Origin of the sequence: Microbacterium sp. LWO12-1.2, from assembly GCF_040675875.1 — a bacterium.
In the GTDB taxonomy this organism is placed as follows: Bacteria; Actinomycetota; Actinomycetes; order Actinomycetales; family Microbacteriaceae; genus Microbacterium.
In genome coordinates this window covers 1,606,001-1,619,049 of record NZ_JBEGII010000001.1, presented here as the reverse complement: position 1 = coordinate 1,619,049, position 13,049 = coordinate 1,606,001, and the positions used below count along the sequence as shown (strand labels likewise).

General features: G+C 66.7%; 14 protein-coding genes and 2 tRNA genes. 14 read left to right on the top strand and 2 right to left on the bottom strand.

Going from position 1 to position 13,049, the window contains the following annotated elements:
* Positions 1–32 precede the first annotated feature (32 nt).
* The 8 genes from whiA to MRBLWO12_RS07695 all read left to right on the top strand — a co-directional run bounded on the left by whiA (position 33) and on the right by MRBLWO12_RS07695 (position 6,408).
* Entirely contained in the window at positions 33–1,010 is a 978-nt protein-coding gene (whiA, locus tag MRBLWO12_RS07730) for a DNA-binding protein WhiA (RefSeq protein WP_141871686.1), read from the top strand.
* A 12-nt stretch (positions 1,011–1,022) separates the two neighbouring features.
* Positions 1,023–1,799, top strand: coding sequence for a hypothetical protein (locus MRBLWO12_RS07725; RefSeq protein WP_363554244.1), 777 nt, complete (start codon positions 1,023–1,025; stop codon positions 1,797–1,799).
* Between the two features lie 167 nt (positions 1,800–1,966).
* Positions 1,967–2,593 carry a superoxide dismutase gene (locus MRBLWO12_RS07720; protein WP_141871688.1) on the top strand — a complete coding sequence of 209 codons (627 nt, stop codon included), beginning with the start codon at positions 1,967–1,969 and terminating at the stop codon, positions 2,591–2,593.
* A 114-nt stretch (positions 2,594–2,707) separates the two neighbouring features.
* Positions 2,708–3,718, top strand: coding sequence for a type I glyceraldehyde-3-phosphate dehydrogenase (gene gap, locus MRBLWO12_RS07715; protein ID WP_141871689.1), 1,011 nt, complete (start codon positions 2,708–2,710; stop codon positions 3,716–3,718).
* A 10-nt stretch (positions 3,719–3,728) separates the two neighbouring features.
* Positions 3,729–4,943, top strand: coding sequence for a phosphoglycerate kinase (locus tag MRBLWO12_RS07710; protein WP_363554241.1), 1,215 nt, complete (start codon positions 3,729–3,731; stop codon positions 4,941–4,943).
* Complete coding sequence (gene tpiA, locus MRBLWO12_RS07705) at positions 4,934–5,725, top strand: triose-phosphate isomerase (protein ID WP_363554239.1); 792 nt, start codon at positions 4,934–4,936, stop codon at positions 5,723–5,725. The genes MRBLWO12_RS07710 and tpiA overlap by 10 nt, the downstream gene beginning before the upstream one ends.
* Positions 5,726–5,806: 81 nt before the next feature.
* Positions 5,807–6,055, top strand: coding sequence for a preprotein translocase subunit SecG (secG, locus tag MRBLWO12_RS07700; protein ID WP_029261623.1), 249 nt, complete (start codon positions 5,807–5,809; stop codon positions 6,053–6,055).
* Positions 6,055–6,408 carry an RNA polymerase-binding protein RbpA gene (locus MRBLWO12_RS07695; protein WP_017830291.1) on the top strand — a complete coding sequence of 118 codons (354 nt, stop codon included), beginning with the start codon at positions 6,055–6,057 and terminating at the stop codon, positions 6,406–6,408. The genes secG and MRBLWO12_RS07695 overlap by 1 nt, the downstream gene beginning before the upstream one ends.
* Before the next feature lie 59 nt (positions 6,409–6,467).
* Here the strand turns inward: MRBLWO12_RS07695 and MRBLWO12_RS07690 are convergent, their stop codons facing one another.
* Entirely contained in the window at positions 6,468–7,682 is a 1,215-nt protein-coding gene (locus tag MRBLWO12_RS07690; RefSeq protein WP_363554237.1) for a hypothetical protein, read from the bottom strand.
* A gap of 86 nt (positions 7,683–7,768) precedes the next feature.
* Here MRBLWO12_RS07690 and MRBLWO12_RS07685 point away from each other — a divergent pair, with 86 nt between their 5' ends.
* A complete protein-coding gene (locus MRBLWO12_RS07685; RefSeq protein WP_363554235.1) occupies positions 7,769–9,151 on the top strand; it encodes a class I SAM-dependent methyltransferase in 1,383 nt (460 codons plus the stop codon).
* Between the two features lie 47 nt (positions 9,152–9,198).
* Here the strand turns inward: MRBLWO12_RS07685 and MRBLWO12_RS07680 are convergent.
* Positions 9,199–9,272: transfer RNA gene (locus MRBLWO12_RS07680), tRNA-Gly, on the bottom strand.
* Between the two features lie 109 nt (positions 9,273–9,381).
* Between MRBLWO12_RS07680 and MRBLWO12_RS07675 the strand changes: the two genes are divergently transcribed.
* From MRBLWO12_RS07675 to MRBLWO12_RS07655, 5 genes are all read left to right on the top strand, one after another.
* Positions 9,382–9,455 (top strand) — tRNA-Pro (locus MRBLWO12_RS07675).
* 62 nt (positions 9,456–9,517) lie between these two features.
* Positions 9,518–11,011 carry a trigger factor gene (gene tig, locus MRBLWO12_RS07670; RefSeq protein ID WP_363554233.1) on the top strand — a complete coding sequence of 498 codons (1,494 nt, stop codon included), beginning with the start codon at positions 9,518–9,520 and terminating at the stop codon, positions 11,009–11,011.
* Between the two features lie 72 nt (positions 11,012–11,083).
* Positions 11,084–11,566 carry a tetratricopeptide repeat protein gene (locus MRBLWO12_RS07665; protein WP_363554231.1) on the top strand — a complete coding sequence of 161 codons (483 nt, stop codon included), beginning with the start codon at positions 11,084–11,086 and terminating at the stop codon, positions 11,564–11,566.
* 81 nt (positions 11,567–11,647) lie between these two features.
* Complete coding sequence (locus MRBLWO12_RS07660) at positions 11,648–12,244, top strand: ATP-dependent Clp protease proteolytic subunit (protein ID WP_141871698.1); 597 nt, start codon at positions 11,648–11,650, stop codon at positions 12,242–12,244.
* A 20-nt stretch (positions 12,245–12,264) separates the two neighbouring features.
* Entirely contained in the window at positions 12,265–12,906 is a 642-nt protein-coding gene (locus tag MRBLWO12_RS07655; RefSeq protein WP_363554229.1) for an ATP-dependent Clp protease proteolytic subunit, read from the top strand.
* The last annotated feature ends 143 nt before the right edge of the window (positions 12,907–13,049 follow it).

The following is a 13,049-nucleotide window of genomic DNA, read 5'->3' as shown; positions in this document are numbered from 1 at the left end:
CGCGATCCGGCGCGTGAACGTAGAGGAGCCTCGTGGCACTAACCACCGACGTCAAGGCTGAGCTGGTCAGCATCCGTAACGCACCCCCGACGGTGCGCGTCGCGGAGGTGACCGCTATCCTCCGGTTCGCCGGTGGGCTGCACTCCATCGCCGGCCGGGTGGCCGTCGAGGCGGAGGTGGATGCGGAGACGCTCGCACGCCGCGTCGCCCGCGATCTCGCAGAGATCTACGGCGTTCGGCCCGAGATCGCGCAGGTGCAGTCGAGCACCGCGAACGAGGGCGCACGCTGGGCCGTGCGCGTGATCGGCGCGGGGGAGACCCTCGCTCGTCAGACCGGTCTGCTGGACCAGCGTCGTCGCCCCGTCCGCGGGCTGCCGAACCGACTGACCACGGGATCGCGCGCCGAGATCGCGGGGCTGTGGCGTGGTGCGTTCCTCGCAGCCGGCACGCTCAGTGAGCCCGGTCGCTCCGCAATGCTCGAGGTCGCCTGCCCCTCGTCCGAAGCCGCCATGGCCCTGGTCGGGGCGGCGCACCGCCTAGGTGTCGCCGCGAAGGCCCGAGAAGTCCGCGGGATGCCGCGAGTGGTCGTCCGCGAAGGCGAAGCGATCCGCACGGTGCTCAGCGAGATGGGCGCGCAGAAGACCGCCATCGCCTGGGAAGAGCTTCGTCAGCGCCGCGAGGTGCGCGCCGGCGTCAACCGCCTGGTGAACTTCGACGACGCGAACCTTCGGCGTTCGGCGCAGGCCGCCGTGGCTGCCTGCGCGCGCGTGGAGCGTGCACTCGAGATCCTCGCCGATGAAGTCCCTGACCACCTCAAGGTGGCGGGGGAGCTGCGTCTGGCGCATCGCGACGCGAGCCTCGACGAACTCGGCCACCATGCTGACCCGCCTCTGACCAAGGATGCCGTCGCCGGTCGCATCCGTCGCCTGCTCGCCATGGCGGACAAGCGTGCACAGCAGGAGGGCATCCCCGGTACCGAAGCCGCCGTGCCGGCAGGTCTCGACGTCTGAGAAGCTGGCCGTATGAGCGACTTCGATTGGCGCGGCGCAGAATTCGGATCCACGACCGTGGAGACACCGTTCGGTGATCTCCTGCGGGAGGCGACGAAGATTCTGGGCCAGGCGCCGACGATCATCGAAGGTCCGGTTGTTCGCTGGTACGACGGCGAACGGCAGATCGTTCTCAGCCCTGCGGGTTCGGATGCGGCGCACGTCGCCGTCGAGCCCGCTGGTGTGGCGGCGGACGAGGAGTACCGAGACTTCGAGGCGTTGCCCGACTCCGCTCTCCCTTACCGGTGGCGTGCAGATGACCTGGCTCTGCTCCCGAACGGGACATCGCTCCCCGGGGAGCGTGATGTCGACGATTTCGCGGCGCTCGCTCCCGCACTGACGGACACGGTCGTCACGCTGTGCGCAGCGACGGTGACCATGGGCGCGGCGGCGGGCAGAAGCGAGATGCAACTGCACCTGTGGCACGCCGACCCCGCGCACGATGCTCTCGCCGAAGCCGACCGGTGGGCGGCGCGGAGGACGACATCGCTGACGCTCCTGCGCAAGGCGGGCAGCGGAGACATCCGGGTGATGCCTGTGGGCGAGAAGGCACTCGCGAATCGTCTCGCCTTCCCGGCGACGGCGGAGGGCTCGACGGAGGCAGCCGCGTATCTGTTGACACAGATATCGGGGACGGGGGCGCGCACACCAGCGGAGCTCCGGATGGCGTCGAGCTTCACTGTCGAGCGTCGAACGCTGACGCTCAGCGCGTTCGCCCTGGGCATCCGGGCGACGGCTCTCTGGACCTGAGCGGTCAACGCCGGGCGCTGATCAAAGCAAAGCGTCACACGGCGGAAGGTTCCGGGACAGACCCGCGTTGTCGTCAGTAGGATGAGTTACGTCCGCTCTACGCCGCACATCGGTGGCGCGGAGGATCGGCAAGCGCCGCGGCGCGGCGCGGATTGGATGAAAGCGACATGGCGACTTACACGCTCCCTGACCTTCCCTACGACTTCGCAGCTCTCGAGCCGCACATCAGCGGCAAGATCATGGAACTCCACCATGACAAGCACCATGCGGCCTATGTCGCCGGTGCCAACACGGCACTCGACCAGCTCGCCGAGGCCCGTGACAGCGGCAATCTCGCCAACGTGAACAAGCTCGAGAAGGATCTCGCATTCAACCTCGGCGGACACGTCAACCACTCGATCTTCTGGACCAACCTCTCGCCGAACGGCGGGGGGCAGCCTGAAGGCGAGCTCCAGGCCGCCATCGACGAGTACTTCGGCTCCTTCGAGAAGTTCCAGGCGCACTTCACCGCCGCGGCCACGGGTATCCAGGGCTCCGGCTGGGCGGTTCTGAGCTGGGACTCGATCGGTTCGCGCCTCATCATCCAGCAGCTGTTCGACCAGCAGTCGAACACCGCGCAGGGCACCATCCCGCTCTTCCAGCTGGACATGTGGGAGCACGCCTTCTACCTGGACTACCTGAACGTCAAGGCCGACTACGTCAAGGCGGCGTGGAACATCGCCAACTGGGAGAACGTCGCCCAGCGCTTCGAGGTCGCCCGTAAGCAGACGAACGGCCTGCTGGTACTGTCGTAATCGGGTCGCGTCCCGGCGGGTCTGGCTCGTCGGGACGCCATCTCAGCCAAAAACCCCCCGCGCTTCGCGCAAGCAGGAATGCTGCGTCAGCGCACGAGAAACAGGGAGACCTGAGTGTCTGTCAAGATCGGTATCAACGGCTTCGGCCGTATCGGACGCAACTACTTCCGCGCGGCTCTCGCGCAGGGAGCGGACCTTGAGATCGTCGCGGTCAACGACCTCACCGACAACAAGACCCTTGCCCACTTGCTGAAGTACGATTCGGTCGGCGGCGTCCTCGACGCTGAGATCAGCTTCGACGACGACAGCATCACGGTCAACGGCAAGCAGATCAAGGCGTTCGCCGAGCGCGACCCCGCCAACCTCCCGTGGGGCGAGCTGGGCGTCGACATCGTCATCGAGTCGACCGGCTTCTTCACCAAGGCCGAGCTCGCGCGCAAGCACATCGACGCCGGCGCGAAGAAGGTCCTCATCTCGGCACCGGGCACCGGCGTCGACGGCACGTTCGTGATGGGCGTGAACGAGGACACCTACAACGCGGAGACGGATCACATCATCTCCAACGCGTCGTGCACCACCAACTGCCTCGCGCCGCTCGCGCAGGTCTTCAACGACGCGTTCGGCATCGACCGCGGATTCATGATGACCGCGCACGCCTACACCGCGGACCAGAACCTGCAGGACGGCCCGCACAGCGACCTCCGTCGCGCCCGTGCCGCGGCGATCAACATCACCCCGGCCTCGACCGGTGCAGCCAAGGCCATCGGAGAGGTGCTCCCTGAGCTCCAGGGCAAGCTGAGCGGTTCGTCGTACCGTGTTCCGGTTCCCACCGGCTCGATCGTCGACCTGACGCTGATCACCGACCGCGAGAACCTCACGGTCGAAGAGGTCAACGAGGCGTACAAGAAGGCCGCTGCCGAGGGTCGTCTCGCCGGTTTCCTCCAGTACAACGAGGACCAGATCGTCTCGAGCGACATCGTGCACAACCCGCACTCCTCGATCTTCGACGCGACGCTGACCAACGTCAGCGGCAACCTTGTCAAGGTCTCCAGCTGGTACGACAACGAGTGGGGCTACTCCAACCGTCTCGTCGACCTGACCGAGTACGTGGCCGAGCGCCTCTAAGCTCAGAAACATGACTCTGCGCACCCTGGATACGCTGGGGTCGCTCGAGGGCAAGCGCGTCATCGTCCGTTGTGATCTCAATGTCCCCCTGCGGGATGGGATCATCACGGACGATGGCCGTGTCCGCGCCTCGTTGCCGACTCTCAATGCACTGATCAACGCGGGTGCCCGCGTCGTCGTGTGCTCCCACCTCGGACGCCCCGATGGCGCGCCCGACCCTCAGTACAGCCTCGAGCCGGTCGCACAGCGACTGTCGGAGCTGCTCGGCAAGCCGGTCGCGTTCGCTCGCGACACGGTCGGCGAGTCGGCGCAGGAAGCGGTGGCATCGCTCGAAGACGGCGGAGTCGTCGTCATCGAGAACCTCCGCTTCAACGCCGGCGAGACCGCGAAGGATGACGCCACCCGTGCGGCGTTCGCCGCGGAGCTGGCTGCACTCGGCGACGTGCTGGTGTCGGACGGCTTCGGCGTTGTCCACCGCAAGCAGGCGAGCGTCTACGAACTCGCGGAGCTCCTGCCTTCTGCCGCCGGTCTGCTGATCGCGGCCGAGCTCGACGTGCTCGACCGCCTCACCGAGAACCCCGAGCGCCCGTACGCGGTCGTGCTCGGAGGATCGAAGGTGAGCGACAAGCTCGGCGTGATCTCGCATCTGCTTCCCCGGGTCGACAAGATCCTGGTCGGCGGCGGCATGCTCTTCACCTTCCTCAAGGCGCAGGGGCACGCTGTGGCCTCGAGCCTGCTGGAAGAGGATCAGCTCGAGACCGTTCGCGGGTACCTCGCGGAAGCGGCAGAGCGTGGTGTGGAGATCGTGCTCCCGACCGACGTCGTCGTCGCGGCATCCTTCGGTGCCGATGCGGCACATGAGGTCGCCTCGGCAGACGCGATCGAGGCGACCCCGTTCGGCGCCTCGGGCATCGGCCTCGACATCGGACCGGAGACGGCGGCACGATTCGCGCAGGTCATCCGCGAATCCAAGACCGTGTTCTGGAACGGCCCGATGGGTGTGTTCGAGTTCCCGGCCTTCGCGGCCGGCACCAAGACCGTCGCGCAGGCGCTCACCGAGGTCGACGGCCTCAGCGTGGTCGGCGGTGGCGATTCCGCTGCTGCCGTGCGTCAGCTCGGCTTCACCGACGACCAGTTCGGTCACATCTCGACCGGCGGCGGCGCAAGCCTCGAGTTCCTCGAGGGCAAGAAACTACCCGGCCTGGAGGTGCTCGGATGGGCATAGCAGCTCGTACCCCGCTGATCGCGGGCAACTGGAAGATGAACCTGGACCACCTGCAGGCGGTCGCTTTCGTGCAGAAGCTGCACTGGACGCTCAAGGATGCCAAGCACGAGGACGGCTCGGTCGAGGTGGCGGTCTTCCCGCCGTTCACCGACATCCGCAGCGTGCAGACGCTCATCGATGCGGACAAGATCCCGTTCTCGCTCGGCGCACAGGATGTCTCGGCACACGACTCCGGTGCGTACACCGGTGAGGTGTCGGGGGCGTTCCTCGCGAAGCTCGACGCGAAGTACGTCATCATCGGCCACTCGGAGCGACGTGAGTACCACGCCGAGGGTGACGACGTGGTGGCTGCCAAGGTGCAGGCATCGCTGAAGCACGGACTCGTGCCGGTGATCTGCGTGGGTGAGACGGCGGAGGACCTGGAGAAGTTCGGTGCCAGCGCCGTTCCCGTGGGCCAGCTCGAGGCTGCGCTGCAGGGTGTCGCACCGACGGCGGACATCGTCGTCGCGTACGAGCCCGTCTGGGCCATCGGCTCGGGACAGGCCGCCACGCCGCAGCAGGCGCAGGACGTCTGTGCCACGCTCCGCGGCGTGATCGCGAAGGTCCTCGGCGAGGACGCGGCCGCTCGGACGCGTGTGCTCTACGGCGGATCGGTGAAGTCCGCGAACATCGCGAGCTACATGCGTGAGCCCGATGTCGACGGTGCCCTGGTCGGCGGAGCGAGCCTCGTCGTCGACGAGTTCGCCGCGATCATCCGCTTCGAGAAGCACGTCGGCGTGTGAGTGCGGCGGGGCTTCGGCCCCGCTGCACCGTATACTTGACCGTTACGGGGGCGCTCCTGCCCCAGCGAAAGGCTCTTTCTCGTGGCAATTCTCGAGTTCGTCCTGCAGGTCGTGCTGGGTATCACCAGCGTCCTGCTGACCCTCCTCATCCTTCTGCACAAGGGTCGCGGTGGTGGCCTCTCCGACATGTTCGGCGGGGGCATGACCTCAGCGGTGGGATCCTCCGGTCTCGCGGAGCGGAACCTGAACCGCTTCACTGTCGTTCTGGCCCTGACCTGGTTCGTGGCGATCGTCGCGCTGGGCCTCATCACAAAGTTTGAGGTGATCTGATGGCTACCGGTGGTAACGCCATTCGCGGTACACGTGTCGGTTCCGGCCCCATGGGGGAGCAGGACCACGGCTACCATGCGGACCGTATCGCGGTCTCCTACTGGGATGGCCTCGGCAACGAGACGGTGCGCTACTTCGCCGCCGGTCTCCCTGAAGAGGAGATCCCGGAGACGATCGATCACCCGCAGTCCGGGCTCCCCGCCGGTCGCGACAAGGAGAACCCTCCTGCGCTCGCGAAGGCGGAGCCGTACAAGACGCACCTCGCCTATGTGAAGGAGCGCCGCACGGACGAAGAGGCCGTTCAGCTTCTCGACGACGCTCTGACTCAGCTGCGCGAGCGTCGGGGACAGTGATCTCCTTCTGACGAAAGACGAAGCCGCCGCGAGCGATCGCGGCGGCTTCGTCATTTTCGTCAGCGGCACCCCGCCGCTGCATCGATGTAGTTCTGGGGCGGGTATCCGTACGCCCAGACGCCGTTCGCATCATCCGTATAGCCCATGCTGATCGCCCAGGCGGTCGCCCATTTCTCGATGCTGTCCTGGGTGGAGGCGTCGTACATGTCCGCGCACTTCACGCTGATCGCATGGCCGACTTCGTGGACGACCAACGCCTTGCTTCGATCGGCCGGCCACTGCTCGGCGACGGAGTTCGACAGCTGGATCGTGGCGCGACCGGGTTCGTCCCACCACCAGGTCGTGTAGCCGCCCATGCTGCCGTTGTATCCGACGCCGTTGACGATCGGCGCCCAGTCGAACTCCAGCAGGACGCCGGGGGCGATGGAGCGGGCGAACGCCTCGATCTCCAGCCGGGCGCCCATCAACGGGCCGGACTTCTCCGCCAGTTCCGCCTGCTCGGAGCCGACCAGCTGAGCGGCTGCTGACTGCAACGACGTGAATGCCGTGACCGCGTCACCGTCGATCGTCGTGATGGCGGATGCCATCGTCGCCGCCTTGCGAAGAGCGATGACATCGTCATTGCGCGCAGAGACGTGGGCCGCCTCATGGGCGGTCGCGGCCGAGGCCGTCGTCGTCAACAGGGCGATACCGGATTCCGTCAGCGCGTCGCTGGCCGTATCGATCGCCTCGACCTCGTCCTGCAGCCGCTCGTCCAGGCGCTCGATGCTCTGACGCTCCTCGTCGAGCGCACCTGCCCCGGCGTACAGCTCCCAGAACCAGGCCGGCTTGATTCCGATGGCGGGGATGTCTTCCGCGAGGAGGGCATCGGCCGCGGTCATGGCGTCCGTCGCTATCGCCACCGCGTTCGTGACGCTGTCCTTGGCTGCGGAGTCGACCAGAATGCCCGTGTCGCTCTCCAGGAGAAGTGCTGCAGAGCCCTCGACGTCGTGAAGCTCCGCGTTGGCCGCATCGAGTGCCAGACGTGCGGCGGTCGTCGTGCGCGCGGCATCGCGGAACTGCTCCTCGGCGGTGTCATAGCTTGCGTTCGCCGTCAGCTGCAGCGTGGTGATGGTCGCGATGACGGCGATCGCGCTCGCGAGGCCGAGCACGAGGCCCGGACGTCTCTTCCTGGCGCGGGGCTCCCGCATCGACATCGCCGAGAACCGAGGGGGGAGCGCGTGTCCGCCGGACAGCGCAGTCTCTCGATGGTCGGTCGAAATCGCGTCGCTCACGGCGTCCCTCCCGGCTGCGCGAGGGCGCAGACGTTGCGACGAGTTTAGTCAGCGATTCTCGGAAGGGGCGCCGCAAGGGTGAGCTCATGTCTGCACCCGACGCCGCCGAGACAGCGATTGCCAGCGCTCTCTTCGACCTGACATCCGGCCTCGCCTCCGGCTCTCGTCGGAGTGTCGCCGACGAAGCGGTCGCGCCGGAGAGTCTTCAGCGCGCGCTCAACGGCGGCACCGAAGCCCATATCGGGGCGCACTACGCCGATGTGAGCACAAGGGACCGTGCGCTGCCCAGCGGTGCCCGCGTCCTGGACCTCGGGTGCGGGTACGGCAGAGTGGCCCTGGACCTGGCGGGGCGGCTGTCTGACGACCAGGAGTACTTCGGACTCGACCCTCATGCCGAGGCCATCGGGTGGGCGAGGGAGAACATCGGTAAGGGGCGACCGAACTTCCAGTTCGACCTCATCGATGTGCTGAGCCGGCCCTACAACCCCGACGGTGAAGTGGATGGCGCGCGCTTCCGTTTCCCGTTCGAGGACGACAGCCTCGATCGTGTCTTCATGATCTCGGTGCTGACGCACGTCGACCTCGCGACGGTGCGCAACTATCTGGAGGAGTCGGCCCGGGTCCTCAAGCCCGACACCGGGCGCCTCGTCGCCACGATCTTCCTCCTTGACCGGGAGGTCGACAGGTTGATCGCCGACGGGCGCTCCGAGTACCAGCTCGCGTGGCAGGTCGGGGAGAGTCGGGTCGAGAACCGTGACAACCCCGAACTCGTGATCGCGCATCCTCTGGATCGCGTCCTCGACATCCTCCACGACGCCGGTTTCCCCGACTTCCGTGTGCGCCGCGGCCACTGGAGCGGACGTCCGGTCGCCAACGTGGTCGATTTCCAGGACATGCTCGTCGCGGACTTCGGTACCGTCACTGCGGCCGCGCTCGACGCGGACGAGCAGGCGGAAGCGCTCGAGCATGGTGCACTCGCCGCGGACCTCGTCGAGCACGGTGTGCCTGCCGAACACCTCGCCCCCTACCTGGTCTGGGCGCTCTGCGCGATGATCAACGCGCTCCGGTGGGAGAGCCAGGGCGTGGAGATTCTCTTGCCGAGCGCGGGCCCAGGGGAGAGGCGCACGCTCGCCCTGGAACGCGCGCGTGGCATCGACTTCAGTGCGTGCATCCCCGCCACGGCGCCTGCAGGCGCATTCGTGCCGGTCGACGAGGCCAGCATCCTGCGCGCAGTCCGTGAGGCAGACCCGCGACTCGCCCGGCCTGCCCTGGTCGCGCTGCTCGGCGACATCGTCCACAACGCGATCGCGCTCGACACCGCGGCTCGGGCCGGGAGCGTGATCCGACGGCTCGCCGACGGCACCGAACGTCCAGCGCCGATTCCGCTGTTCGCGGCGGGCGAGAGCCTGTCGGTCGGTGCAGCTCGCGGGCGGTTCGCCAGCATGCTGTCGGGGCTCCGCCGGCGCTGACGCAGAAATCCCGGCCCGACCTTTTCTGGTCTGACCGGGATTTCGTGTGGAGGGGCTGACGAGAATCGAACTCGCATCATCTGTTTGGAAGACAGAGGCTTTACCACTAAGCTACAGCCCCGATGTCGGACGATCTCGAAGATCACGAACCGACATGTCGATCATAGCGGACTGTCGAGGGTCTTCCTGTCCGTTAGACTCGGTGGGGCTGAATCTGCGTGAGGATTCCCCGGGGCGTAGCTCAGTTTGGTAGAGCGCCCGCTTTGGGAGCGGGAGGTCGCAGGTTCAACTCCTGTCGCCCCGACACGGCTCGACAAGCCTTCAAGCCGCGTGTCAGCGCGGAAACCACAAGGAGAACACACCAGCATGGCGAACAGCACCGTCGAGAAGCTGACCCCGACCCGGGTCAAGCTCAGCATCACGGTCACCCCGGACGACCTCAAGCCGAGCATCGCTCACGCGTATGAGCACATCGCTCAGGACGTCCAGATCCCCGGATTCCGCAAGGGCAAGGTCCCTGCTCCGATCATCGATCAGCGCATCGGTCGCGGCGCGGTCATCGAGCACGCCGTCAACGAGGGTCTCGACAAGTTCTTCCGTGAGGCCACGGTCGAGCACAAGCTGCGCGTCGTCGGACGTCCGGCTGCCGACATTACGCAGTGGCCGAACGAGAAGGACTTCACGGGAGACCTGCTCGTCGACATCGAGGTGGACGTGCGCCCCGAGATCGAGCTTCCCTCGTTCGACGGCATCACCGTGACCGTCGACGCCGTCGAAGCCGATGAGGCTGCGCTCGACGCCGAGCTCGACAACATGCGCGCACGATTCGGCACGCTCATCCCGGTCGACCGTCCCGCCGCGAAGGGTGACTTCGTCGAGCTCGACCTCGTCGCCACGATCGACGGCGCCGAGATCGATCGCGCCGAGGGCGTCTCCTACGAGATCGGCTCCGGCGAGCTGCTCGAAGGCATCGACGACGCGATCGAGTCGCTCACCGCCGGTGAGGACACCACGTTCCGCTCCGCACTCGTGGGCGGCGACCACGCCGGTTCCGAGGCCGAGGTCTCCGTGAGCGTCAAGGCTGTCAAGGAGCGCGAGCTTCCTGCTGCCGACGACGACTTCGCGCAGATCGCGAGCGAGTTCGACACGATCGCCGAGCTCCGCGACAGCCTCGCAGAGCGTGTGGCACAGCAGGGCGTCTTCACCCAGGGCTCCGCCGCTCGCGACAAGCTCGTCGAGGTGCTGCTCGAGCAGATCGAGATCCCGGTTCCGCCGAAGCTCATCGAGGACGAGGTGCACAACCACCTCGAGGGCGAAGGTCGTCTCGAGGACGATGTGCACCGCGCCGAGGTCACCGAGGCGAGCGAGAAGCAGTTCCGCACGCAGGTGCTGCTCGACACGATCGCCGAGCAGGCCGACGTGCAGGTCTCGCAGGAGGAACTCAGCCAGTACCTCGTGCAGTCCGCTGCGCAGTACGGCATGGCTCCCCAGGAGTTCGTCGAGGCGCTCCAGTCCTCCAACCAGCTGCCCGCGCTCGTCGGAGAGGTCGCGCGCAACAAGGCGCTCGCGATCGCTCTCGGCAAGGTGAACGTCGTCGACAGCAACGGCAAGACCGTCGACCTGTCCGACTTCATCGTCGTCGACGACGAGGCAGCTGACGCCGAGGCCGAGGAGAAGCCGGCCAAGAAGGCTCCGGCCAAGAAGGCTCCGGCCAAGAAGCCGGCCGCGAAGAAGGCTCCGGCCAAGAAGGCTGACGAGGCTGAGGACTCCGAGAAGGAGCCCGCCGAGAAGAAGCCTGCGGCCAAGAAGCCGGCTGCGAAGAAGGCCCCCGCGAAGAAGGCCGCCGACAAGGCGGAGTGATCGCGGATCGAATCACCAGAAGGGGCGGATGCTGCGGCATCCGCCCCTTCTCTCGTCAGACGAAGGACCATCATGGACACCTGGGACGCACGGATCGACGCGGTCTGGGAGGACGGCGCTCTGACGGACGCCGAACGTATCGAACGCATCGACGATCTGGCGCGCGAGCGGCCGGCTGCCGACGCGCGCGCCCTGTTCGAGCGAGCGGGCGCGCGTGATTCCGCGGGGCTCGAAGCGGAGGCCGAGTCGTTGTACCGGGAGGCGTTGAGGGCCGGCCTGGACGATGAGCACCGTCCTCAGGCAGTGATTCAGCTGGCCAGCACATTGCGCAACCTCGGTCGCATCGATGAGGCCGTCGAGATGCTGCGCGCCGAGCGCGAGCGCGGAGGGGCATTCGCCGATGCGGCATCCGCGTTCTACGCCTTGGCGCTGGTCTCGCAGGGCGATGCGCGCGCGGGCGCTGCGGTGGCGCTCGAAGCGCTGGCACCGCACCTGCCCCGGTACACGCGCTCCGTCTCCGCCTATGCCCGCGAGCTGACCGCTCCGCCACGCTGATATGCCGACGGCGAACACGGCCTGGGGCCTGCGTTGTCGCCGGTAGATTCGAATCACTGAAACACGGAATCAGGAGCTGACATGGCTGCAGAACCCCTCGTCGCAACGAGCGTCTTCGACAGACTGCTGAAAGATCGCATCATCTGGCTGGGCTCAGAGGTGCGAGACCAGAATGCCAACGAGATCTGCGCGAAGATTCTTCTTCTCGCCGCAGAGGACTCTGAGAAGGACATCTACCTCTACATCAACTCGCCCGGTGGATCGATCACCGCCGGCATGGCGATCTACGACACGATGCAGTTCGTGCCGAACGACATCGTCACGGTCGGCATCGGCATGGCCGCATCGATGGGTCAGCTGCTGCTGACCAGCGGCACCAAGGGCAAGCGCTACATCACGCCGAACGCGCGCGTGCTGCTGCACCAGCCCCACGGTGGCTTCGGCGGCACCTCGAGCGACATCCAGACCCAGGCGCAGCTCATCCTTTCGATGAAGAAGCGTCTGGCGGAGATCACGGCAGGACAGACCGGAAAGTCTGTCGAGCAGATCAACGAAGACGGCGATCGCGACCGCTGGTTCACGGCGGAAGAGGCGCTCGCCTACGGCTTCGTGGACCACATCCGCGAGCACGCCAGCGATGTCGCCGGTGGCGGCGGCACTGCGGACGCCGCAGAGTAACCCGGATTCGAAAGGACACCATGTACACCCCCACTTTCCAATCCGCAGGGAACCTCCCTTCCAGCCGCTACGTGCTCCCGCAGTTCGAGGAGCGCACGGCTTACGGCTTCAAGCGCCAGGACCCGTACAACAAGCTGTTCGAAGACCGCGTCATCTTCCTGGGCGTCCAGGTCGACGATGCATCGGCGGACGACGTGATGGCGCAGCTCCTCGTGCTGGAGAGCCAGGACGCCGAGCGTGACATCACGATGTACATCAACTCGCCCGGTGGCTCGTTCACCGCGATGACGGCGATCTACGACACGATGCAGTACGTCGCGCCGCAGATCCAGACCGTCGTGCTCGGCCAGGCGGCCTCCGCCGCGTCCGTGCTGCTCGCGGCCGGCGCTCCCGGAAAGCGTCTCGCCCTGCCGAACGCACGCGTTCTGATCCACCAGCCCGCCATGGGCGAGGCGGGCCAGGGACAGGCGTCCGACATCGAGATCCAGGCGGCGGAGATCCTCCGTATGCGCACCTGGCTCGAAGAGACCATGGCCAAGCACACGGGCAAGCCGGCCGAGCAGATCAACCGCGACATCGACCGCGACAACATCCTCTCGGCCGCGCAGGCGCTCGAGTACGGCATCGTCGACCAGGTGCTCACTTCGCGCAAGCGCGCGTAGCGATCACCCAGAAGGGGCGGCAGTCATCGCGACTGCCGCCCCTTCTGTGTGTCTGAGCGGCAGATGCGCAGGGCCCCGTGGGCGGGATGCTCATATGAGCAAAGACGTGCACCTCCGGGGGAACAGCCGTACGCTGTACACGG

Excerpts from the sequence above, each read along its gene's own strand:
- MRBLWO12_RS07725 (WP_363554244.1), top strand. The coding sequence starts at position 1,023 with ATGAGCGACTTCGATTGGCGCGGCGCAGAATTCGGATCCACGACCGTG.
- MRBLWO12_RS07720 (WP_141871688.1), top strand. The coding sequence starts at position 1,967 with ATGGCGACTTACACGCTCCCTGACCTTCCCTACGACTTCGCAGCTCTC.
- MRBLWO12_RS07710 (WP_363554241.1), top strand. The coding sequence starts at position 3,729 with ATGACTCTGCGCACCCTGGATACGCTGGGGTCGCTCGAGGGCAAGCGC.
- tpiA (WP_363554239.1), top strand. The coding sequence starts at position 4,934 with ATGGGCATAGCAGCTCGTACCCCGCTGATCGCGGGCAACTGGAAGATG.
- MRBLWO12_RS07695 (WP_017830291.1), top strand. The coding sequence starts at position 6,055 with ATGGCTACCGGTGGTAACGCCATTCGCGGTACACGTGTCGGTTCCGGC.
- MRBLWO12_RS07685 (WP_363554235.1), top strand. The coding sequence starts at position 7,769 with ATGTCTGCACCCGACGCCGCCGAGACAGCGATTGCCAGCGCTCTCTTC.
- tig (WP_363554233.1), top strand. The coding sequence starts at position 9,518 with ATGGCGAACAGCACCGTCGAGAAGCTGACCCCGACCCGGGTCAAGCTC.
- MRBLWO12_RS07665 (WP_363554231.1), top strand. The coding sequence starts at position 11,084 with ATGGACACCTGGGACGCACGGATCGACGCGGTCTGGGAGGACGGCGCT.
- MRBLWO12_RS07660 (WP_141871698.1), top strand. The coding sequence starts at position 11,648 with ATGGCTGCAGAACCCCTCGTCGCAACGAGCGTCTTCGACAGACTGCTG.
- MRBLWO12_RS07655 (WP_363554229.1), top strand. The coding sequence starts at position 12,265 with ATGTACACCCCCACTTTCCAATCCGCAGGGAACCTCCCTTCCAGCCGC.